At 40.2% G+C, this 20,206-nt stretch carries 19 protein-coding genes and 1 tRNA gene; 5 read left to right on the forward strand and 15 right to left on the reverse strand.

The window, feature by feature from the left end; genetic code table 11:
* Positions 1 to 20 precede the first annotated feature (20 nt).
* Positions 21 to 797, reverse strand: coding sequence for an HNH endonuclease signature motif containing protein (locus MSBRW_RS14020; RefSeq protein WP_157209488.1), 777 nt, complete (start codon positions 795 to 797; stop codon positions 21 to 23).
* Positions 798 to 1,335: 538 nt separating this feature from the next.
* On the opposite strand from MSBRW_RS14020, the gene MSBRW_RS14025 reads away from it, so the two are divergent.
* Together MSBRW_RS14025 and MSBRW_RS14030 are read left to right on the forward strand one after the other, a co-directional pair.
* On the forward strand, positions 1,336 to 1,554 hold the full coding sequence (locus tag MSBRW_RS14025) for a type II toxin-antitoxin system HicB family antitoxin (protein WP_011307099.1): 219 nt from the start codon (positions 1,336 to 1,338) through the stop codon (positions 1,552 to 1,554).
* A complete protein-coding gene (locus tag MSBRW_RS14030) occupies positions 1,555 to 1,797 on the forward strand; it encodes a type II toxin-antitoxin system HicA family toxin (protein ID WP_011307098.1) in 243 nt (80 codons plus the stop codon).
* Positions 1,798 to 1,893: 96 nt separating this feature from the next.
* Here the strand turns inward: MSBRW_RS14030 and MSBRW_RS14035 are convergent, their stop codons facing one another.
* Together MSBRW_RS14035 and MSBRW_RS14040 are read right to left on the reverse strand one after the other, a co-directional pair.
* Positions 1,894 to 2,139: a type II toxin-antitoxin system HicB family antitoxin gene (locus MSBRW_RS14035; protein ID WP_011307097.1), complete on the reverse strand. Its 246-nt coding sequence runs from the start codon at positions 2,137 to 2,139 to the stop codon at positions 1,894 to 1,896.
* Between the two features lie 312 nt (positions 2,140 to 2,451).
* On the reverse strand, positions 2,452 to 2,751 hold the full coding sequence (locus MSBRW_RS14040; RefSeq protein ID WP_011307096.1) for a hypothetical protein: 300 nt from the start codon (positions 2,749 to 2,751) through the stop codon (positions 2,452 to 2,454).
* Between the two features lie 828 nt (positions 2,752 to 3,579).
* On the opposite strand from MSBRW_RS14040, the gene MSBRW_RS23025 reads away from it, so the two are divergent.
* Positions 3,580 to 3,993 (forward strand): hypothetical protein, encoded by a 414-nt coding sequence (locus MSBRW_RS23025; protein ID WP_196298001.1) that lies wholly within the window; start codon positions 3,580 to 3,582, stop codon positions 3,991 to 3,993.
* 151 nt (positions 3,994 to 4,144) lie between these two features.
* On the opposite strand, the gene MSBRW_RS14050 is transcribed toward MSBRW_RS23025, so the two are convergent.
* The 4 genes from MSBRW_RS14050 to MSBRW_RS14065 form a co-directional block, all read right to left on the reverse strand.
* Positions 4,145 to 4,804, reverse strand: coding sequence for a type II toxin-antitoxin system VapC family toxin (locus MSBRW_RS14050; protein WP_011307094.1), 660 nt, complete (start codon positions 4,802 to 4,804; stop codon positions 4,145 to 4,147).
* A complete protein-coding gene (locus tag MSBRW_RS14055; RefSeq protein WP_011307093.1) occupies positions 4,797 to 5,168 on the reverse strand; it encodes an STAS-like domain-containing protein in 372 nt (123 codons plus the stop codon). The genes MSBRW_RS14050 and MSBRW_RS14055 overlap by 8 nt, the downstream gene beginning before the upstream one ends.
* A 118-nt stretch (positions 5,169 to 5,286) precedes the next feature.
* A complete protein-coding gene (locus tag MSBRW_RS14060; protein ID WP_011307092.1) occupies positions 5,287 to 5,742 on the reverse strand; it encodes a DNA polymerase ligase N-terminal domain-containing protein in 456 nt (151 codons plus the stop codon).
* 41 nt (positions 5,743 to 5,783) lie between these two features.
* Complete coding sequence (locus MSBRW_RS14065) at positions 5,784 to 6,059, reverse strand: demethoxyubiquinone hydroxylase family protein (protein WP_011307091.1); 276 nt, start codon at positions 6,057 to 6,059, stop codon at positions 5,784 to 5,786.
* Positions 6,060 to 6,487: 428 nt separating this feature from the next.
* Between MSBRW_RS14065 and MSBRW_RS14070 the strand changes: the two genes are divergently transcribed.
* Complete coding sequence (locus tag MSBRW_RS14070; RefSeq protein ID WP_230669768.1) at positions 6,488 to 8,722, forward strand: lectin like domain-containing protein; 2,235 nt, start codon at positions 6,488 to 6,490, stop codon at positions 8,720 to 8,722.
* Positions 8,723 to 8,972: 250 nt separating this feature from the next.
* Here MSBRW_RS14070 and MSBRW_RS14075 read toward each other — a convergent pair whose 3' ends face one another.
* The 4 genes from MSBRW_RS14075 to MSBRW_RS14090 form a co-directional block, all read right to left on the reverse strand.
* On the reverse strand, positions 8,973 to 9,227 hold the full coding sequence (locus MSBRW_RS14075) for a KEOPS complex subunit Pcc1 (RefSeq protein WP_011307089.1): 255 nt from the start codon (positions 9,225 to 9,227) through the stop codon (positions 8,973 to 8,975).
* Between the two features lie 83 nt (positions 9,228 to 9,310).
* Positions 9,311 to 10,669 carry a single-stranded-DNA-specific exonuclease RecJ gene (locus MSBRW_RS14080; RefSeq protein WP_011307088.1) on the reverse strand — a complete coding sequence of 453 codons (1,359 nt, stop codon included), beginning with the start codon at positions 10,667 to 10,669 and terminating at the stop codon, positions 9,311 to 9,313.
* A 380-nt stretch (positions 10,670 to 11,049) separates the two neighbouring features.
* Positions 11,050 to 11,511 carry a hypothetical protein gene (locus MSBRW_RS14085; protein ID WP_052305888.1) on the reverse strand — a complete coding sequence of 154 codons (462 nt, stop codon included), beginning with the start codon at positions 11,509 to 11,511 and terminating at the stop codon, positions 11,050 to 11,052.
* Positions 11,512 to 11,918: 407 nt separating this feature from the next.
* Positions 11,919 to 13,109, reverse strand: a complete 1,191-nt coding sequence (locus MSBRW_RS14090; RefSeq protein ID WP_052305887.1) for a HEAT repeat domain-containing protein — start codon at positions 13,107 to 13,109, stop codon at positions 11,919 to 11,921.
* 314 nt (positions 13,110 to 13,423) lie between these two features.
* Between MSBRW_RS14090 and MSBRW_RS14095 the strand changes: the two genes are divergently transcribed.
* Positions 13,424 to 13,495: transfer RNA gene (locus MSBRW_RS14095), tRNA-Gly, on the forward strand.
* Between the two features lie 318 nt (positions 13,496 to 13,813).
* Here MSBRW_RS14095 and MSBRW_RS14100 read toward each other — a convergent pair.
* From MSBRW_RS14100 to MSBRW_RS14115, 4 genes are all read right to left on the reverse strand, one after another.
* Positions 13,814 to 14,935 carry a PGF-pre-PGF domain-containing protein gene (locus tag MSBRW_RS14100; RefSeq protein WP_011307085.1) on the reverse strand — a complete coding sequence of 374 codons (1,122 nt, stop codon included), beginning with the start codon at positions 14,933 to 14,935 and terminating at the stop codon, positions 13,814 to 13,816.
* The gene (locus tag MSBRW_RS14105; RefSeq protein WP_230669770.1) at positions 14,932 to 15,759 is read right to left on the reverse strand and encodes an Ig-like domain-containing protein; all 828 of its coding nucleotides are present in this window, start codon (positions 15,757 to 15,759) and stop codon (positions 14,932 to 14,934) included. The genes MSBRW_RS14100 and MSBRW_RS14105 overlap by 4 nt, the downstream gene beginning before the upstream one ends.
* Before the next feature lie 52 nt (positions 15,760 to 15,811).
* Entirely contained in the window at positions 15,812 to 16,576 is a 765-nt protein-coding gene (locus tag MSBRW_RS14110) for a hypothetical protein (RefSeq protein WP_011307083.1), read from the reverse strand.
* Between the two features lie 84 nt (positions 16,577 to 16,660).
* The gene (locus MSBRW_RS14115) at positions 16,661 to 19,813 is read right to left on the reverse strand and encodes a hypothetical protein (RefSeq protein WP_011307082.1); all 3,153 of its coding nucleotides are present in this window, start codon (positions 19,811 to 19,813) and stop codon (positions 16,661 to 16,663) included.
* Between the last annotated feature and the right edge of the window lie 393 nt (positions 19,814 to 20,206).

The raw sequence follows: 20,206 nt of genomic DNA on the forward strand, positions 1-20,206 counted from the left end.
AGATCAGTTTTGGAATCAGTTCACCTAATAATGTGTTCTTGACCATCAATTATTATTTTCCATCCGGGATCTAAAAATTCCGATTTCACATCAGCATAGTGTAACTTTCTGTGACACAATGGACAAACAACTAATAAATTCCAGCTTTGAAGTGTTTCCGGTGCTTTTTGATTTAATTCAATCATATGGTGAACTTCTGCATATTTCTCACCGTTCTTCTTCAAAAATCCCGGATATCCACATATCATACATTTGTAGCCATATTTTTCTTTAATCGCATTAGACAATAAGGAAGGTCTTTGAATCAATCCAGTAATAGTTTCTTTAAATTCTGGAGTATTTCTGTATTTAATATCTAATTTTTGTATTAGTTCATCGTAATCCAGAGTTTTTCCTTCCCTAAATTCTTCAGATATAGCAGTTTTACTAGATACATAAGTACTTACAGCCTCAGATATCCAATTCAATATCCTATCTTCATCTTCAGGCTCTATTACAGCAAAAGTTTGAACTGCATCATAGTTTTTAGAAGTAACTTTTACTTCATTTATATCAAAAGGCTCAACGGGCCTTATGTTTTCCCCGTTAATTATATACCGCCAGTGCTTTCCCCATATTTTATCGCTTAAATTGTTTATGTCTTCCTCGCAGGATACAAAATTCATTATCCATCTAATTGGTTTTTGTCCAGATGGAAGCGTACTTTTAGTTTGAGCAATCAATATTATATCGCCCGGCTTTACGTCATGTGGTTTTCCATCTGTAGCATGTTTTGCGTTATTGAGAACGCCTTCCATTGTCTTAGCTGAATTTTTGAAAAGTAGCATATACTACAGAAGAACTTATTTAATTAATAAATTTTTTTATTTTTTCTAAAGCTTTCAAGAAAAAAGCCATATTAAATATATATTTTAAAATAATATATAACAAAAGCGAATAGTTTGACAAAAAATTTGTTTTTTGATGATTGCATGAGATCACGTAAATTCCAGAATCCCCCTCCTTAAGCTTTTAACAAGTATCTTAGGAATTCCAGGTCGCTATCAAAAATTTTGCATTCAGGGGTCCGGTTTGAGGATTTCACGATCTAGAGATTCTGTCGCGGATCGGTTTGGCGAAGGATCAAAAACTAAAAAACGGTAGGTGGGGAAGAGGGGAGCAGTTGGCGTGGGAAATATATTTTTATAGAAATAGATCTGAAGATCTCTTTGAAATCAGCTTTTCCATATAATTCTCTTTCTGAAAACAGACCTGCAAAGAGTAAACGAGAAAGTTAACACAGCTATAAATAAAATCATTGGAATATGATTTATATCTGAAAGACGAGGCCAGTCAATGAGAGAATTTACTGTAGTTATTGAACAGGACGAAGATGGAGTCTATGTAGCTTCTGTGCCTGAACTTCCAGGATGTCATACACAGGCAGAGAATCTTGACGAATTAAACAGAAGAATAAAAGAAGCAATTGAGCTGTACCTTGAGGTTGAAGCCGAAAAGGGAGAAAAGGAACATCTTGATTTTGTCGGGATACAGAAGGTCAAAGTTGAGGTTTGAATGGATAAAATAGTGCCTCTCCCCAGCAAAAAAGTCATAAAAGCACTTGAAAGTATGGGTTTTGAGCAGATAAGACAAAAAGGTAGTCACTTGTTTTTACGGCATCCAGATGGAAGAACAACTATAATCCCTGTACATCCCACAAATAAGATCGGAAAAGGAATGATCAATAAGATAATAAAAGATGTAAAAATTACGCGGGATGAATGGATTGAACTTATTAAAAGCCTGATTGTTTTTTAAAGATAGAATAACGTTAAACTGTAAAAAGAGCTAGATCTTTTCCAGCTCAGGGACTTAACCACCTGAAACCCCTGGCTGCTGAGTGCCCTGATAACTTCACGAGCTGACGGGGTGGGAAGTTTTGGCATGGGAAGAGACCTCCACCGTTGTGGTAAAAACCTGACCAGCTGCGGGGATCTGAGCGTCTTCGTCTTCGAGATAGAGTTCGATTGCTTCTTTTAAGTTCTCAATGGCTTCTTCAATCGTTTCTCCCTGGCTTGCAATATCAAGTTCGGGACACCATGAAACATACCATTTTCCTTCTTTTTGGATGACAGCTGAAAATCTGTACGTTTCTACCATAATTAACAGATTTCCGCATTGCTATAAAATGTTTATCTTGCTGATGCCGGCCCGAAAATTCTGATGTAGATCAGTCTTTTGCCATGAGATGTTTTAGAGGGAACTTACAGGAAACTTGAACTTGCCGGGGGTTGAGAAAGAGGGAGCACAAAGGGAGTACAAAGCTTAAAAAATATATTCCTTAAGAGATTTAATTTTGAAGAACTTACCAGTAGTAGCCTTGCATGGAAAAACAAGAACAAAAGAATTATGAAATGTATTGAAGGTATCTTAATTTTCGGCCTTTTCCTGGAAAGGCAGCCAGTGACATCTTTATATCTTTTCTTTTTCTTTCTTCAGCGCATCTATTTTTGCCTGTATCTCATCCTTCTGCTGCTTGTACCTGACTTTGATTTCTTTAACCTCTTTGTAGATAAGCAGGCTTTCTTCACTGATTCCTTTCATTGACTCGATATGTATTACAAGTTCATCTACCCCTTCGTTCAATCGCGGTTCTACTTCCCGCCATTCTGCATACTTAGCCTCCAATTCTCCCTTACTTTTGTCGTCAAGATCAAAAATCTCATCCCAGAGGTCCATAATCTGGCTCTCTATCTCTTCTTTTGTAGGCATTATCATCTCCCCAGTTCGGTAAATCTGATTATAATAGCACTACTGTTAATTTTTCAGTAACCTGTTTCTGGCAGCCGTCAAGCCGGCTTTTTCAACCAGTGCAATGAAATCAGTAGTATTTTTATTTGCATAAATGATAAATTTGTCGTGAGGAAAAAATCTCAGTTATTCCCTGTTCTATTAAGAATTATCTATTTTGGGTTCCGGTTTGAGAATTTCATGATTTTGGAAAAAACCGTAGGTGAGGGAGAGGGGGAGCAGTAAGGTGCGGAAAATAGATTTTTACCGAAATATTCAGACCGTTTTGACTTTTATTCGATTATGAGCCAGCATGAATCATTTTCGCCAATTTTCTCGCCAGTTCCTTAATAATAAAATTTATTAACTGTTGCCTCACTGTTATATATTATGTATAATGTTTGGCTTGCGCTCCTTGATGAACCCGAGTTTCTCAAAGAACTCTCCATGCAAGGTCACTCCACAGAAAGAAATTTTTCCGAGTACAAAACAAAGCACAGTTTAAAAGTATCAAGTTTCACTCCGAATTACCTTTCAATTGATTTCTACTCCAGACAGTCCAGGGAGTTAAGGGATAAAAACTGCTTTATAATCAAAACAGGAAAAGGCAATTTTGTCATTTTTGATGAAAACAGGTTTGAAAAACCCTATTTAGATCTGGACTTATCCAGAGCTGAAGAACTGGACTATGAAAACCCAAATAATTTTGAACATCTGGACGATGCCTTTAAGGAAAATTTGATTGAAAATTTTTCTATAGAGCATTTATGGTTCTTAGGGATTTTCAATCAGATAATAGGCAGGATCAGTTTGGAAAACAAATGTTATATCGGCCCCAGAGGAGTTAAAAGATCCATTTTTGATGTATACTTCAAGGATAAAAAGACACAGGAAATAGTTAAAATTTTTAAATATAAAGGGTTAGAAGATCTGTACTACTCAATATTTACAGAAAGTTGTATTTATTTTTTTGAAGGGAAAAACTTTCCCGACGGGAAAGGTGGTCTGGATTTAGGCTGGCACAAAATCATTTATCCGGCAAGCAGATTCAAGAAATATTCAAGTAAGAGATTAATTCCAGGATATTTTTTGAAATTGGGTACAGTGGTTTATTTTGTCGTATTCCCTGATTTTCAGTATTGTAAAAGAGGGATCATCCTTAATGATAAAAAACAATTCACTCCGGAACATATTTTTAAAATTGATTTGAAGATTGAGATTTGAACAGAGCGAAGGCGGCAGTTACGTAGCTTCTGTACCTGGACTTTCGGGATGTCACATGCAAGCAGAGAATTGAAGAATTAAACAGAAGAATAAAAGAATCAACTTAACTCTATATAGAAGTCAAGCCTGAAAAATAAGAAATTGAACCCGGTCATTCTCTTCCTTCTTTCCCTTCGTTCCCTTCTCTCCCCACATCTACCAGCCTTTCATTTGCAGTCAGAATCTCAACTCCAAGCTCACTAAAATCCTTATCGTGAGTTACGAAAACCATATTTTTTGCTCGGCAGATCTGGGCAAAGATAAGGTCGTTAAAATCGTATTTTCCCTGCGCGAACATGTCCATGACTTCAGGAAGGTCTATAACTTCCATTTCGGGATCGCAGGCGAGGGTGCTTTTGAGAATCTTTCTTACATTGTAAGCTATATCCTGGGCGATTGGCCGGAAGGGTAGAGAGTTTCGAAATTCCTTGAACCTCGTAAATTCGGTCTGCTGCTTGAACTCGATTCTGGCAAAGGTGTTTATGAATTCTGAAATTATCATGCAGTTTATATAAATCGTGCCTTCCGAGTTTCTTATTTCTTTCAAAGCCTTTGAATAGGCATCCGACCGCTGGTCAGGCCAGCCGATTGGACCGTAGATATACAGCCAGATGTTGGTGTCAAAGAAATAGCTTTTGCCTTCGGGAAAATCATATTTCTCTATGGGATGCACCTTTACAGGGACAGGTTTTGCGGGTCTTAGCCCTCCGGCGCGAAGCCTTGGGCGACGCCTCACCGGAAAAACAGTTGCGTGGTGAACGCTCTTACGCATCTTCTCCTCCAAGCACGTCTTTCAACGCCTTTCTGCAGGTATACGCACGCTCAAAATAAGTTTTCGCCCGCTCGATTACTCTCTTAAGGATAATCTCGTCTTCCTCGGAGATATCCATGAATAAAAGGTTGCTCTCAATCTGTTCTGCAGGAAAACAGCCGTAAAGTTGCCCTATTGCCGAATTCAAAAAGGCAGGAGTAAGCTCATTCGCTTCTGCAAAAGAGAGTTCAATTTTCTTATTTTCACAGAGCGCAGCCGTAATAATATCATAAACTTTCTGCCCGTCACAAGCGGCAACGCAGCAGTTTTCCCCGACAATTTCAAAAACATTGATCTTTACTCTTTCTTCCGTAAGTATCCCCATATGCTTATACTCACAATGGTTTAAAAAGATCAGGGTAGTTCAAAAATCACGGTCTGACCCATATTTCACTCTTTAGACACAGCTTGCTCATTTATAAATGTTAAGTTAAAGTCGGCTTTTAGCTGGCCTTTTTAAAGAAGAGCCAACCTTTTTCACCTTTTCCGTACTTTGTCCGGATCAAAACATAAATCCCTTTCAATTCTTTTCCTTCAAGTGACACTACAATTTCCCTTTCCTCACGTTTCAAAAGCTCAAAAGTTCCCCGATCCCAGATCTCAACCTTGCCGGCTCCGTACTCTCCAGCCGGAATTTCCCCCTCAAAATCGGCATATGCCAGCGGATGGTCTTCAGTCTCGATAGCAAGCCGTCTGGTACCTGCATCCTTCGGTGGCTCCTTTGGCACAGCCCAGCTTTTCAAAACTCCATCCATTTCCAGGCGGAAATCATAGTGAAGCTTACGCGCATCATGGCGCTGAACCACAAAAATCGGTTTGTCAGAGCTTTTTTTAACACCAGTAGTCGACGGTTCAGGCGTCTTTTGAAAGTGTCTTTTCTTCTCATATTCTTCAAGCATGGAAGATCAATAGAAAATATGGTTGCAAACAGATTTCAAGCTTATTTTCTACTTCTAGCCAGAGCATAATCCGAATAAATTTTCAAAAATTCTCTGTCAGTTTGCAAGAGCACGGTTTCAAACATTGCTACATGAATTTTTTCTTCTCTGGCAATGTCAAGCAAGACTTTATGAATTTCTTCGCTTTTTGCCAGATTTGCCATTTGCTCATAAATGTTGATAGCATCCAGCTCTGCAATCATGGCAACTCTAAGGATCTCTTTATCAAGGTCTTCAGGTCTGGTTTTTTCAAAGTCTGCAAGTACTTCCGAAAACATATTTGCACCCCTTTTAAAGTGTCTCTACAAAGTATGGGCAGACAAGAGTAATGTTTCTTTCTATTGGAAATTACGGCCTCAATAAAATAGTTTGTAAAAATAAAATAAATAAAATTAAAACTAGACAAGTGAAATTAAATGTATGAACATATATAACAATTTAATAATTTATATATATTAATATATTATAATTGGGAAAAATTTGAGAGTAGTTCCTTAGTTTGTAATTGATATTTAGTTTTTAGAAGGAAAAATCGTGTATGGAATATAATAAAGAATTATACATAGTTCGAAAAAAACTTATAGACAAATCTCATAAATAGTTCTGGAAATCAATTATAAAATAATGATAAAGACATACATCCCGGCAAGCTCCGAAAAAGCATATACAAGCTCGCTAGGAGACGATTTCACCGAGGCCAAAGATCTTGAAAAGAATAAAATTTTCCCTGATTAAAAAAATAAAATCTTTTCTGCTTGTGTTTATGGTTTTGATTTTGTGCCTGCCAGGCAGCCTGGGTTTTGCCGCCGGAAATGCCGAAGATCCTGAAACGCTGCAAAACTGCACATCTTCTGATAAGTCCATGGTTGAACCCATGATTAAAACAGCCCCAATGAACCCCGACTTTCTGGAAGACCAGCAGACTGACTCAATTGAAGCTTTTTCTTTTGTGAGCAGTTACGGACAGCTTTCAAGTACAGGGTATAAGCCCTCACCAGTAGACCTGTCAGGACTTGGAAGCTCTGAAGGAAGACTTTTACTCGGAGCTTCAGGCTCAGACCTCCCGGCTGTTTATGATCTGCGCAAGGAGGGAAAAGTAACAGCAGTAAAGAACCAGGGAAAGGATGGAAGCTGCTGGGCTTTTTCAAGTATTGCTTCTCTTGAATCTTACCTCCTGGGAAAAGAAGGAAGAAGTTATGACTTTTCCGAAAACAACATGAAAAACCTTGTCTCAAAGAACTATTCGCATGGATTTGATCTTACTGCTGATGACGGTGGCAACGCATTCATATCAACAGCATACCTTTCTCGCTGGAGTGGGCCTGTAAATGAATATGAGGATCCTTATGATGACTCATCTTCTTATTCACCCACAGGGCTTTCTGTACAGAAACATATTCAAGAGGCACTTTTTCTGCCCGAGAAGGTAGAACCCCTGGATAACGAGGTTCTCAAGAATGCAATTCTGGAGTATGGGGCTGTGTACACCACAATATACTGGAATCCTGGTTATTATCAGCAAAAAAACTATGCTTATCGATACCCAGGAAGCTTTTCCGTCAATCATGCTGTAGCCATTGTGGGCTGGGATGATTCTTTTGACAGGAATTCCTTTCCCCAGGTTCCTTCAGGAGATGGAGCTTTTATAGTGAAAAATAGCTGGAGCGACACCTGGGGAGAGGACGGGTACTTTTATATTTCCTACTACGACACAAAACTCGGATACAATGAAAACGCCGTGTTCACAGCTGAAAGTCAGGATAATTATGACCACATCTATCAGTATGACCCTCTTGGATGGATAGTATCAAAAGAATATGAAGGAAGCCTTGTTGCCTGGGGTGGCAATGTTTTCTCCTCGGAAAGGAACGAAAACCTCAGGGCCATCGGGTTCTATACTACGGACCTTAATACAGCTTACGAGATATACATATATAAAAATCCTGTTTCCGGGCCTGTGAATTCTGGACAGGGATACCTTGTACAGGAAAGCGGCCGATACTCTTTCCCAGGATACCATACACATGTGCTGAATTCGGCAGTGCCAGTACATGCCGGAGAGAAATTCTCAATAGTTATAAGATTTGCCAATCCTTCGGCTTCAGGTCCTCTGGCAGCCGAACAACCTGTAGCCTATTACAGCAGCAAAGCCCAGGCCAATGCCGGAGAAAGCTATGTGAGCCCTAACGGAGTCAAGTGGGAAGACATATCAAGCAATTCGGAAGCAAACCTCTGCATTAAAGCTTTCACAACCAGTGCGCCCCCTGAGGCTGATTTTTCTTCAAACATTACAACAGGAATGTCTCCTCTTACGGTCCAGTTCACAGACCTTTCCAGTAATGCCCTTTACTGGAAGTGGGATCTAAACGGAGACGGGAAAATCGACTCAACAGCCCAGAACCCGATATATACCTATGGGTCTTATGGGAATTATGCTGTTTCTCTGACTATCAGTAACAGTAAAGGGTCTGACACCGAAACTAAAACCGGTTATATAAAAGTGGTTCCCCTTTCAATTAACTCAGCCAGCCCCATAGAGAATGTAACAAGCTACAAAGGAGAGAAACAGGAGTTCAGTATCAGTACAAATTATGCCTGTGATATAAGCTGGTATCTTAATGGAGAAAGTAAAGATTCCGAATCCAGCGTTAAGGATAGCTCATACACGGAGGTCATCCGCTCTCCAGGTTTTTATAATGTCACAGCAATTGCCAGAGCAGGAGACAAAAACATTAAATGGAGCTGGAACTGGACAGTCCGCACATGGAATCCCTGGGATAGCCTGGATTCCCAGGAAGGAGAAAATATAAGCACCGGAGAGTTACAGGAAGCTATCCATATCTATCGCAGTGGCATACTGATCCCTGAAACCGGAGCAGAACTCACGGACGAGAGGCTCATAGAACTGATACAGCTATGGCGGGAAGGTTCAGGGATGTGACAGCTACGACATTAAAACATAAGAAAAAGATAAAAAAATAAAAAAATAAAATGGGAAAGAGAGAAGGAAAAAGAGTAAAGAAAAGAAAAAGAGTAAAGAAAAGAGAATGAATGAAAAAGAGAAAAGAAAGGAAAAAGAGTAAAGAAAAGAAAGGAAAGAGAAAAAGAAAGGAAAAAGAAAATAAAGGAAAAAAGTAAAGGAAAGATAAAATAAAGGAAAAAAAGTAAAGGAAAGAAAACTTGTAAGTAAATTAGCTTTCCTGAACTTTATCGTCTTTTTTCATAGCCTCTTCTATTCCTTCTCCAATTTTAACATTCATAAGAAAATCATCAACCGTTGCAAGAAGAGAACCTATCTTCTCAGAATGAAACCGGACGGCAACTTTATCCTCACGGACTTCACTTTCCATGCTTCTAAGATTATCCGGAGAAAGAGCCTGCAGAATTCTCGCAGCGGATTTTCTTGATTCAGGATCCGGAAATTCAATTGTACCTGTAATTTTCATAAGTATTCCCATCGTGTTTCCAACTTATTATATTTATCTTTGGCATGAAAGTTCTTTCAAGTAATTTCATTTGTTTGTGCCTGTTATTCAGAGAACTTGATATTCGTTTTTTGATTTTTCGTTCCGGTCTTCTGGAGCTGGTCACCTATGATTCGGTCTGCAATACTCAGGAACTCCTCAGCACTCCCAAGAGGAATTGCAGCTCCAGAAGCTACATTATGTCCGCCTCCTCTTCCACCTACTGCACTTGCAGCTTCCCTCATTGCAAAAGCAAGGTCAAGGCCCTTTGAGACGAGTTCACGGGTGCCTCTTGCAGAGACTTTCAGGATTCCTTCGGATTCATTTATGCAAATAAAAGGAAGCTCGGGATGAAGGTAGCGGACAACCGTGCTTGCAAGGTTCCCGGTAGAAATGGCATCAGCAGTAGCAACATACCAGAGATTTTCTCCTTTGCGAATTTTTTCTACATTTTCCCTGACATTCAGTGTAAGCTTCTTCTCATGCTCGCTTTTAAGAGAAAGGGCTTCATTGACAATCTCCTGATCTTTTAGGCAAAGAGAAATAGCCAGCCCGTAGATTTTCTGCTTTCCGCATGTATTAAGAATAGAAATAAAATCGTAAACGTTTCTTACAAGCTCTCGGTTCAAAAGCAAAACTTCTCCGATAACAGCCTCAATGGCTTCCGGACTTGCCTGCCTGACAAGTTTCAGGGCAACAGCATTGGCAAGCCTTGAGACTTCCGCCTCTGATAGGTTTTCAATCTTTCCTGAAAGTCCGAGCTGATTCAAAAATTCTGTAACTTTTTCAGGGTAACCGGTTATATCCATAAAAGGTTCAGTACTGTATGCAAGAACGTCTACAAGGTCTCCATCTCCTACTTTGAGCCCCTTCCGAATAGACACGACCCCTGCTTTTAAGGCTTCTTCCAGGATGAAGGCATTGGCCGTGTGAAAGAGTTGCTTGTCACCAATTGCACCTGCAAGGGCCAGCCCTGCAAGGTCAACGTTACCGGCTGCCAGTTCTCTGGCTACCAGGTAGCAGGTGCCAGAAGCCGATATGTCAGTTGCCCCCTCGATCCCAACCAGATGGGCATTTACAACGGCTTTTGCCGGAGATTGCCCTACAGGCTGGTGATGGTCAAGCACTATAACATCAGCTGCCACCTTATCAATAAGTTCAGGCTGCCCGCTGCCCATATCGCAAAAAATGACAAGTTCATTCCTGGAGATGCTCTTGTTCACGTTTTCAATTACAGCTTCATCCAGCTTTCCAGCTATTGAAAGCTGGAAACAAATGCCTGCTCGCAGCAGGGCCTGCGCCATTATCCCGGCTGAGGTCAGACCGTCAGCATCATTATGTGAGACTACGCGCACAAATCTGTATTTCCGGATTTTTTCGGCTGCATTTTTTGCAAGATCTATCAGTTTCTCAAGCTCGCTCAAAATCCATCACTCAAAAAGTTCAGTAATAAAATCAAAACTATCAGTTTGAAAATCAAATAACACACTCAAATAACACACGTCGCAAGAGTATAAAAGATATCAGTCTATACTGGCTTGATAATATAAAACTTTGTACATTCAATACTTAATGGTTTTTACACGACAGATAAAAATGACAGATAAAAGGTTTTGAATTTACTTAACTTTTTAAAAACGGAAAACAGAAAATACATTTCCTTTTAAGAAATTATTAATATTATTTCTTATTAAACCTCAAAAACAGGTTATTCAATTCGCGTTTTCGATCAACTGTAAATTCTGGAACGTTCGCTTCTATTTTGTATGATAGACCATGTAGATAGTTCTTCAAGGTTATTCAATCACAAAGATGAAGTTTTAAATTTATATACAAACTTCATACCACACGAGAACAATGCCAAACCGATTCCAACATAAAAGAATCCGATGTCAAAAGCTGGTAAAAGACTAAATTTCCGAATAGTAATTCCACCTAATATCATTACCACCATAATCAGATATGACTTTTTATCAAAAAATTCCATAACAAACATTTTCTTTCTATTATCTGTACTTATTCGAGTCGTGTGCTTCTCAACTAATTTAGAGAAAATGAGAAAGTAAAATACTGAAAATACTAAAGCAGCTAAAAAAACACTAAAAATATATCTTCCTTGATTTATAAAATATGGTAATCCAGTCTCTATTACCATTGTTCCAGCAAACATCCAAACGATACCTGCAATCAAAATTAAATATTTATTAGGAATCGATGATTTCTGTTTGAAGTTGTTGTTCATATTGGCTATTAAACCTGCATTCATGACATAAAAACTTATAGTATTATGGGCCCTGTAGAAACTTACGTTTTAATTGAAACTGCAAATAAATACATATGCACGTGGATAATCCTCTATATTTATCTGTGCCCATCTTGTGGTTTGTAATCAAAGAGTGGGATTTCAACAGAATACGTCAACTACTGCATCGATTCCAAAGTATATCAGAAATGAATATGTCAAAAATAAATTTTTTGAAAACCACTGAAAGCATGGAAGACACGGAAATATAGTAGTAAAGGCATGGTTCTTCCATGCTTTCCGTGTTTTCCGTGGTTGTAATATCCAGATCGAATACTCTGCAACTGGCTGTGTTTTCCGTGTTATAGAATTCCATATGACTTTAGAATGATATTTACTTTATAAGCTGTACTTATTTTCTTACTATGTGTTTATTTGAGAATCGATGTACTAGAATTGGCAGCCTTTTTCAGAACTTCTGTCGCAAACGGTGATTTTTCGTCGGCGCAGCTCATTAGTTCTGCAGCGTAATCACAATATTTACCGTAGAAACTAAGCTCATCTTTCATCCCAGACAAGTCTAGATTTTCCATATTCTGGACTTCTTTTAGTGCTTCGGCGAGACTTTGAACAGCTTCAAAGAGCTGTTTTTTGCCTTCGGAGTCTTCAATTGCAGCTTTAGCTTTTTCCAGATATTTGTTCACTTCTCCTTTTGCTTCCTGTTTTTTGAAAATTATTGTATAGAATGAACGATAAAAAGGGAGACAAAATTGAGCAGGATTATCATAAGATGCTTCCTTTGTTGCAGTTTCGAAAAATTCTATTGCCTTTTCTAATTCTTTTTTGTAATCATCCTCTGTTTCTGCCTGGGAAGCCATGAATATCGAAACTCTTCCAAGAGAATGATTTGAGGAGGATCTCACAGAACTGTTTTGATCATTGGTCAGTTTAAGTAAATCATTCCATGCCTGTTGCTTATCTGAAAAGTGGGAAAACGCAGAACCAAGAGCATAGGCGGCACTGGACCTAACTTCGTGGTCTTCATCATTGGTCAGACTAAGTAAATTATTCAATGACCGTTGTTTATCTGGCACTTGAGAAAACGCAGATTCAAGAGCTAAGGTAGCATTTATCCTCACAAAAATGTTTTCATCATTGATCAGTCTATGTAGGTCATTCCATGCCTGTTGTTTATCGGGTACTTGAGAAAACGCAGAACCAAGAGCTTCGGCAGCACTAGATCTTACTAGCCAGTCTTCATCGTTAGTTAGTCTAAGTAAATCATTCCATGCCTGTTGCCTATCTGGTACTTGAGTAAATGCAGAATCAAGAGCTCTGGAAGCACTGGACCTAACATCATGATCTTTATCATTGATCAGTCTAAGTAAATCATTCCATGCCTGTTGCTTATCTGGTATCTCAGGAAATACAAAATCAAGAGCTCTGGAAGCACTAGACCTAATATCATGATCCTTATCATTGGTCAGTCTATGTAAGTCATTCCATGCCTGTTGCTTATCTGGCATGAAAAAGAAGAAATTCTTTAATTCCTCTAACGCATGTATACGCTCTTGTGGATCATTGCTTAGACATTGAGTATGAATTTTCTCCTGGTCGACCAACTGCCAAACACCATAAATATAATAAAAATTAACGTTTAAAAATTTTCCTATTTAGTTTTCAATAATAATCTAATTTAGGAACTCCACGCATTTTAATAGGATTCTATATGGAAATCCGTTAAAGTAGTTACAGTTCAATCATTACAAAAGAATAGAAGCTAAAAAGATAGCTTTAAGAAAAGGAATGAGAACATACACCCTGCCTTAAAAATATAGGTGATATAAAACACATTTCTCCGAAAATCTCTCAGGTATCAACTTAATTAGTTAGAAAACATAATGTAATAAGCAGAAGAGCATCCTGTAAACTTTGAACATCAGTAGTGTAGCGGTCATCACCGGGCGTTGCCAACGCTCGAACCCGGGTTCGAATCCCGGCTGATGTATTGCCCGGGTCCCGTCTCGGGAGGACGGTGCCCTTTTCGCTCACTTCGTTCGCTCAAGAGGACTGAATTATGGCAAAGAGAAACTGATTTTCAACTCAGTTAGAGTCTTAGTTACCCAAATTCCTTTTTGTGTCACTCAGCAGGCGTGACCACAACACCTTTTTGATCAAAAACAAGGCAATGCTTGAATTTGATAATCTTACCCCCAAACCTAATCCGGCGTGATCAAACGGGCGCAACGGTTGTTTTAAAAAAGAAAGATAGGCAGCTTTGAATGCTGCTTTAAATTGAAATCTATTTTGAGATTCAGTACTGTCTTTACTTTCGTCTCAGGATACCGTAAACAACACCAAGAATTCCCGCAGCTACTACAGACTCAAATCCCGGGATAGATCCCCAGCCAGAAGGTTTGTTTTCGTTAGTTGCAGGGTTCGTTTCAACTTTTTCTGTGGATGGAGTGGTGGTGTCTACTGGTTTTGAAGGTTTCAGTTCTACACTCTCAGCGGGTACTACAATTGAGAAGGATCCGAAACCCGGAGTTTTGGACTCAAAGAAGACATAGGTGCTGTCTTCACCAACTTTTGCGGTTTCAAGTTTGCTCCAGGCTTTGTTATTATAGTTCCATAGAGCTACAGAAGTTTCGTCAGCTCCGCATGTCTCGAGCCAGGACTTTTCAACTCTAAAGCCGACAACTGCGTTTGCAATGTTATTGGAATTTGCAATTCCTCCAGAACCTACCCAGATGTTCACGTTCTTATAAATCGTGCCTTCTGGCAGGCCCGAAACCAGTTTGGACTGTCCTTTCAGCATTTCGACAATAGTAGTGATCTTTCCCATACTCTTTTTGGCATCAAACTCCACATACCTTATGCAGGTTGCACCCTGTGAAAACTCGAACCTTACGCGCTCCCCAGATTTGACCGATTTCTTGGACAGTTCTTTGGACTCAACATTACTCTGAGGCTCAGCAGAACCGCCGCCTCCGCCGCCTCCACCACTTGAACCACTTGAACCGCCACTTGAACCACCTGAGCTGCCACCACTGACAGTGATGGAACAGTCGGCGGGAAGGACAGAAAACTCAGCTTTGTTGATATCTCTCAAAATTCCCACAATTTTGTATGTACCGGTTGTTGCTGGAGCTTTCAGAGTGTAACTGAAACTCTTTTCAGTCATAAGCAGGAAGGAAACTTCGCTGCCATTCACAGTTACAGCTCTTTTCGGCAGGGTAGAACTAACAAATGTGAAGCCAGAAGGAAGCTTTTCAAGCACCTGTCCGGCAGCACCGTAGTCAGATACATTGACTGTTACCTTGAATTCCTCACCGGAATTAACCGAAGAAGGAAAAGTCCTTTCCGCACTGCCTGCAGAAGCCGGGAAGGTAAATAAAGTCAGGGCCAGGAACAGTACAACAACAAATTTTAACTCATGCCGTTTCATATCCGATCCCACCCATCAGCAAAATACACACCCAGAACTGCATATTTGACCCCGCTGGATACATCGTTATTGTTTACAAGAGCCTCAATTTCCTCAGGAGAGAAGACCACGTCAGAACCTCCAAACGTTGTTGCGAGTTGACTTTCTTTCAGTACAGTGATGGAAATGCTGTCTGTATCTACAACACTGTTTCCTGAGGGGTTCGAAGCCGTGAATTTGAGTTTGAACTCACCTGCTACGGTACTGGCTATATTACAGGTATACTTATCTCCACCTTCTGACTTTAATGAAACCACGTTCTGCCCTATAGGAGCAAGGTCGAGAGTCACTGATTTGATTCCAGAGTCGTCTACAACCTTTGCCGTGACAGTAGAGAAATCTTCTCCGTCATTCAGGATGTATATTGGAGATGCAGATAAAGTTTGTATTTCTGGAGGTATAAAGTCTCCATAGAACGTAAGGTCAAGTTTAACTGGATCAGCTCCGTGCTTATAAGTTACGGAAACAGGCTCGGATTCAATACCCCCCAGCTTGAAGGTTATCGCTTTTCCATTATCTTGCTCGGTTCCATCAACTGCCAGCTTGTACTTTCCAACCTCTTTAAGAGTGTACGAATCAACAAGCTTTGAATCTATATATGCAGAGATTACGAGTCCGGGACCCGCTTGTGCAGCATCTCCTTTCAGACTTCCTCCAAACGCGTTGGGGAGAGAAGGAATAGTAGAAGAAGAACTGGCAGATGCGGCCGGAACAAGGAACATGCCCAGTACCAGAATAACCAGGCATAATAAAACTCTTAAATGTTTGTCCTTGATCGTCATCATGTCACCTTGAAATTTTACCGTTAATCATTTAGACTTTTTTTGAAAAAAGCCTTCAGCGATTCCTTCTAGATCCCCTCCCGAAATCGGATCCAAAAACAAGCAGAAGTATGCCTGCAACCGCATAGACAATAAGGAAACCTGGAGCACTTTCTGATTTAAGAGAACTTTTAGAAGATTCTGCTGCCTCTTTAACCTCGGAATTTTCGCCTGAACTTCCCGAAGCCGCCATGTTCCGCTCAAGGACTGAACTTTCAACGGTATCAGCTTTGGGATCCTCTGCGGGAACTCTCTGTTCTTTATTATCTGTCAAAGGTTCTGAACCTGTTTTTAAATTTGAATTGCTATTTGAATTGCTATTTGAATTGCTATTTGAATTGCTATTTGAATTGCTATTTGAATTACTACCCGAATTACTACCCGAATTACTTACAATAGTCTCGGGATATACCGCCTTACCATCAGGTAGTTCGAGGGTAACTATAACTCCAGATTCCCAGGCAACACTGCTCGCAGCTTCATTTCCATTCACTTTAAAAGTAATCGTTTTTCCTTCATCTTCAGCAGTACCAGGGATAAAGAGGGAGTAATTTCCTGAGGAAGTATTTGCAAGATACTCCTTTTCATTAAGATAAGCTGCAACAATAGTCCCATCGGGAGCAGGCATACCGTCAATGAGAGCAACTCCTATTACTGTCATCGGAAGCATCGGGGGGGATAGAGGAACATCCGCTGCTGCCATACACCCCTGGGAGAAAGCCAGGAAAAACAACAGTAGCACGGATGTTCCTAAAAGGACATTTTTTAATTTTTTATTCATTGTAGACCTCCAGTTATATGTGAACAACAAAAAGAAAAAGAGCTATTCAGCCTGAACAGGCTGAACAGTCAGTTGTTTCCGAAATTAAACCCACGTAGACTCATTAAACGGATCAAAACCTTCAGGCCACGTATTCTGATCGAACAGGTTGAAGTCATCAGGCCACGTATATGAATCCCATGGATTAAAGTCGTCCTCGCTAGTGCTCTGGTCTTCTATGTTAGGTTTATATGCATTTTCGATGGATGCGTAGGTGCCTTCACCTTTCATGAAGATCCAGTAGCCCTGTCCAGGAACCATTTGTCCGTCAGTATCAAGTGCTCCAACTGGCCTGGAATCGGTGATGTCACCAACGTACTTAAGAACTCCAGTTTCGTTTTCAACGAATGCACCAGGGATTATGCCGCCCCAACCTTCAGTACCCTGATAAGTAATGAGGTTGGAGAACCTGTAGTTTTCAGCATTATCAGTATTGAATTCGTTGAGCGAAGCAAGAGATGTTGACCAGGGTGCATAGTATGAAGAAGTGTGCCCTATCATGTGCCATCCAGGAGTTAGAGTCAAAGAAGCAGGTACACTAGGCTTAGTACTGTCAGATGACATTCCCCTGAACTGGACATTGGTCACGAAAGGCTCTTCAGTGTAGACCCAGTAGCCCTTGCACGGTTCAATGGTCTCAGGGAACTGCCAGCATGAACCATCCCAGTAGAGGACTGTGCTGTCATTGCCAAAGACATCTTCAGTACAGGCTTTCGAAGAAACAAGCTCCTTCGGCACGGATTTCAGGTTCCAGCCGTCATCAAGCGCGATAGTCATATCTTCATATGTCCTTACAGGCCCACACATTGAGAATTTAGAGTTGTAGTTGCTTGCATTGTCCCGAGCGATTACAGCAACCCAGTAGTCCTTGCCGTAAACAAGGTCTTTTCCGTCGATTGCTTCAATGCATAGATCCGTAACGCTTGAGTTCTCTAATTTCTGGTTTGGAGTCTCTGACCCATCTGTGTGAGTCTCTAACCCGGTTGTGTTTACCTTTTGCATATCCTCAATACAGCTTGGCTTAGATGTGCTGATATAAACCTCGTATGGCATATCGGCAAGATCTTCATCAGTGCTTGCATTCCAGCTAACCATCAGCCCGGGATAATCATTCACATACTGCCAGAAAGTTTGACCCAGTGCGTCTTCAACATTCAGGTTTGCCACGCAAGCCGGGGCGATACTGTCAACTGAGAAAGACTTCACATCAGGCTGGTAAGTCCTGCCACTGGTACAATCGGTGATAACTACTGTCCATTTTTTGTTCACTCCGTCTTTTACTGCAGCTGTTATTGAATAACTGCCATCACCAACAACAAAGTCGCCACAGTCGCAATCTTCGTCGGTGCAGCACGTTAAATCCTCATCCTGATAGCAGCTTTCATCTACTTCTTCACCGTCAACGAGAAGCTTGTAGGTGAAAGGCAGCCCCACCCCATATCCATTGCTTCCTTCAACAGTGAAGGTAAATGTTGGATTTGAGGAAACGTATCCTCCATCTGGAGAAACGAGAGAGACACTAAGCCCATCAAGGCTCACATAGAAATCCCGAACTTTACTTGTAGCGCTGTTTCCAGCTCCGTCTTCAACATAAACCGACCAGTTATGAGCGCCATCAGGAAGTTCAAGTTCCTTAACTATGGATTCTCCAGCATTTGTACTCCCGGAAAACTCATCCAAAGAATATCCAGAAAAGTTCTCAGCAAGTTGTCCATCTATATACAGCTGGTATGACAGATCAAGATCACTATATTGAGCAGCTAGAGCATCCTCACAGGTGAAGTTGAACTGGGTAGCGCCTATTAACTCTTTGTAGCAATCCTGAGGGGAAGTAAGTATTACACTGGGACATTTAGTGTCTACATACAGATCGCGAGACCCAGTTGTATGTGTGTTTCCGTAACTGTCTCTGGTACTAATTTCCCAGGTGTGATAACCGTCAGCGAGTTCAAACTCAAGTTTTTTATATGCACCAGGAGTTATAACCCCACTACTCTTTTGGGCGCCATCGAGAGAGAAAGTGTAGGTAAGTTGACTTCCATAATCATCATACATATCGTATGCAGTGAAGTTAAAGGCAACACACTTTTTGGCAGCAAATTCGGTGTCAGGGCTAATTATCGTTATGTACGGATTAACATTAAAATCTCCAGGGAAAGATTCTTCTCCCAGCAGATTGCCTAAATCATCAAAGCCAGATATGCCTATGTCCAGAGGACCACTTACATCATCTGGAACCTCAAAGTCATAAGCAAAGGTGTCATCATCTATTGGATCCATCGGCTCATTAGTCACAAAATCAGCGCCTACTAAGTTTACATTACTAACTCCGGGTAAACCGTTGCCAATCGAGATATTGGCGTGATCGATAGGCTGGCTGAAATTTGCGATAATGTTTACAATGTCCCCCGGTCTAAAAGGACTGGTTTTGTTATATCCGATACTGATGTTCAAATAGTCATCAACACCAAACACAAATGCGTTAGGGTTTGCCAGAGGCTCACCATTTAGCAGCAGACCTCCCTCTCCATCATATGCGTTTATATCTACACCTAAATTACCACTTATTATATTCAATGGAATAGTATAGTTATAAACAAAGGAATTATCTTCAGCATCTAGTGGACTCATTGACTCATTAACTAATGATGAACCAGTATTGTTAGTGATCGAGATATTGGCGTGATCAACAGTTGTATTGAAATCAGCGGTGATAGTCACAGCCTCGAACGGTATAACATTGGTTTTGCTATAGGTGATATTGACACTTGAATCGGTTTCAGGATCAAGTTCAAACGCATCAGGATCTGAAAAGAATTCGCCTTCACCCAGCATATTACTTCCATTGGCGTCAAGTGGAGATATATTTACACCCAGTGGACCATCAGTTAGTATAGCCTCTGGAATCTCATAGTCAAATCCAAAGGAATCATTATCTATTTTTGTCATCAGCGTCTCATTCCCTAAATCTGACCCAGAAACGTTAGTAAACAATATACTGGCGTTATCAACAGATTTATTGAAATCGGCAGTGATATTTACAACATCTCCAGGCCTAAAAGGACCAGTTTCGCTGTAGGTGACATTAGCACTCATATTTCCTGTATCAAGATGTATTGGTTCTGCAAATGCGTATCCTATCCCTAATAAAAGGAATATAACGAACATCGCACTGAATTGTATTGATCTTTGTTTCATATTTTACACCTAGATTCCGCAAATATCCAATTTTCTTCCAGTTTAAACATTGAATATATCTTTATTAATAATATCAGTAAGTTGAAAGATATAGCAGATCCCAGCTATTTAAATGGTTTCGACAAACAGTACATTAATATTGAGTTAGTTAATGACTCAGTTATTAAATAAAGAAATACTGTTTAGAAATTATCATTTACAATTTGCCCCTATTTCTCAACCCAACCCCCTCAACATAATTAAACTGACATTATCCTTAACTGTTCGGTTGACAAGAAACCCAACGCTTCTCCGAAATCGTTTTTGGTAGAAGTGGGGTAACATTTGATCCTGATGCGGCAAGTATTAACCTCTCTGCTCTTGCTGCTCAGGGAGGTGATAATCCTGTTTTTG

It is taken from the genome of Methanosarcina barkeri str. Wiesmoor (assembly GCF_000969985.1).
In the GTDB taxonomy this organism is placed as follows: Archaea; Halobacteriota; Methanosarcinia; order Methanosarcinales; family Methanosarcinaceae; genus Methanosarcina; species Methanosarcina barkeri_B.

What these genes read in the sequence shown, in the direction of transcription:
- MSBRW_RS14060 (WP_011307092.1), bottom strand. Translation starts at nt 5,742, where the DNA reads ATGCTTGAAGAATATGAGAAGAAAAGACACTTTCAAAAGACGCCTGAA.
- MSBRW_RS14030 (WP_011307098.1), top strand. Translation starts at nt 1,555, where the DNA reads ATGGATAAAATAGTGCCTCTCCCCAGCAAAAAAGTCATAAAAGCACTT.
- MSBRW_RS14115 (WP_011307082.1), bottom strand. Translation starts at nt 19,813, where the DNA reads ATGAAACAAAGATCAATACAATTCAGTGCGATGTTCGTTATATTCCTT.
- MSBRW_RS14055 (WP_011307093.1), bottom strand. Translation starts at nt 5,168, where the DNA reads ATGGGGATACTTACGGAAGAAAGAGTAAAGATCAATGTTTTTGAAATT.
- MSBRW_RS14050 (WP_011307094.1), bottom strand. Translation starts at nt 4,804, where the DNA reads ATGCGTAAGAGCGTTCACCACGCAACTGTTTTTCCGGTGAGGCGTCGC.
- MSBRW_RS14035 (WP_011307097.1), bottom strand. Translation starts at nt 2,139, where the DNA reads ATGGTAGAAACGTACAGATTTTCAGCTGTCATCCAAAAAGAAGGAAAA.
- MSBRW_RS14100 (WP_011307085.1), bottom strand. Translation starts at nt 14,935, where the DNA reads ATGAAACGGCATGAGTTAAAATTTGTTGTTGTACTGTTCCTGGCCCTG.
- MSBRW_RS14110 (WP_011307083.1), bottom strand. Translation starts at nt 16,576, where the DNA reads ATGAATAAAAAATTAAAAAATGTCCTTTTAGGAACATCCGTGCTACTG.
- MSBRW_RS14065 (WP_011307091.1), bottom strand. Translation starts at nt 6,059, where the DNA reads ATGTTTTCGGAAGTACTTGCAGACTTTGAAAAAACCAGACCTGAAGAC.
- MSBRW_RS14075 (WP_011307089.1), bottom strand. Translation starts at nt 9,227, where the DNA reads ATGAAAATTACAGGTACAATTGAATTTCCGGATCCTGAATCAAGAAAA.
- MSBRW_RS14040 (WP_011307096.1), bottom strand. Translation starts at nt 2,751, where the DNA reads ATGCCTACAAAAGAAGAGATAGAGAGCCAGATTATGGACCTCTGGGAT.
- MSBRW_RS14105 (WP_230669770.1), bottom strand. Translation starts at nt 15,759, where the DNA reads ATGATGACGATCAAGGACAAACATTTAAGAGTTTTATTATGCCTGGTT.
- MSBRW_RS14085 (WP_052305888.1), bottom strand. Translation starts at nt 11,511, where the DNA reads ATGAATGCAGGTTTAATAGCCAATATGAACAACAACTTCAAACAGAAA.
- MSBRW_RS14025 (WP_011307099.1), top strand. Translation starts at nt 1,336, where the DNA reads ATGAGAGAATTTACTGTAGTTATTGAACAGGACGAAGATGGAGTCTAT.
- MSBRW_RS14020 (WP_157209488.1), bottom strand. Translation starts at nt 797, where the DNA reads ATGGAAGGCGTTCTCAATAACGCAAAACATGCTACAGATGGAAAACCA.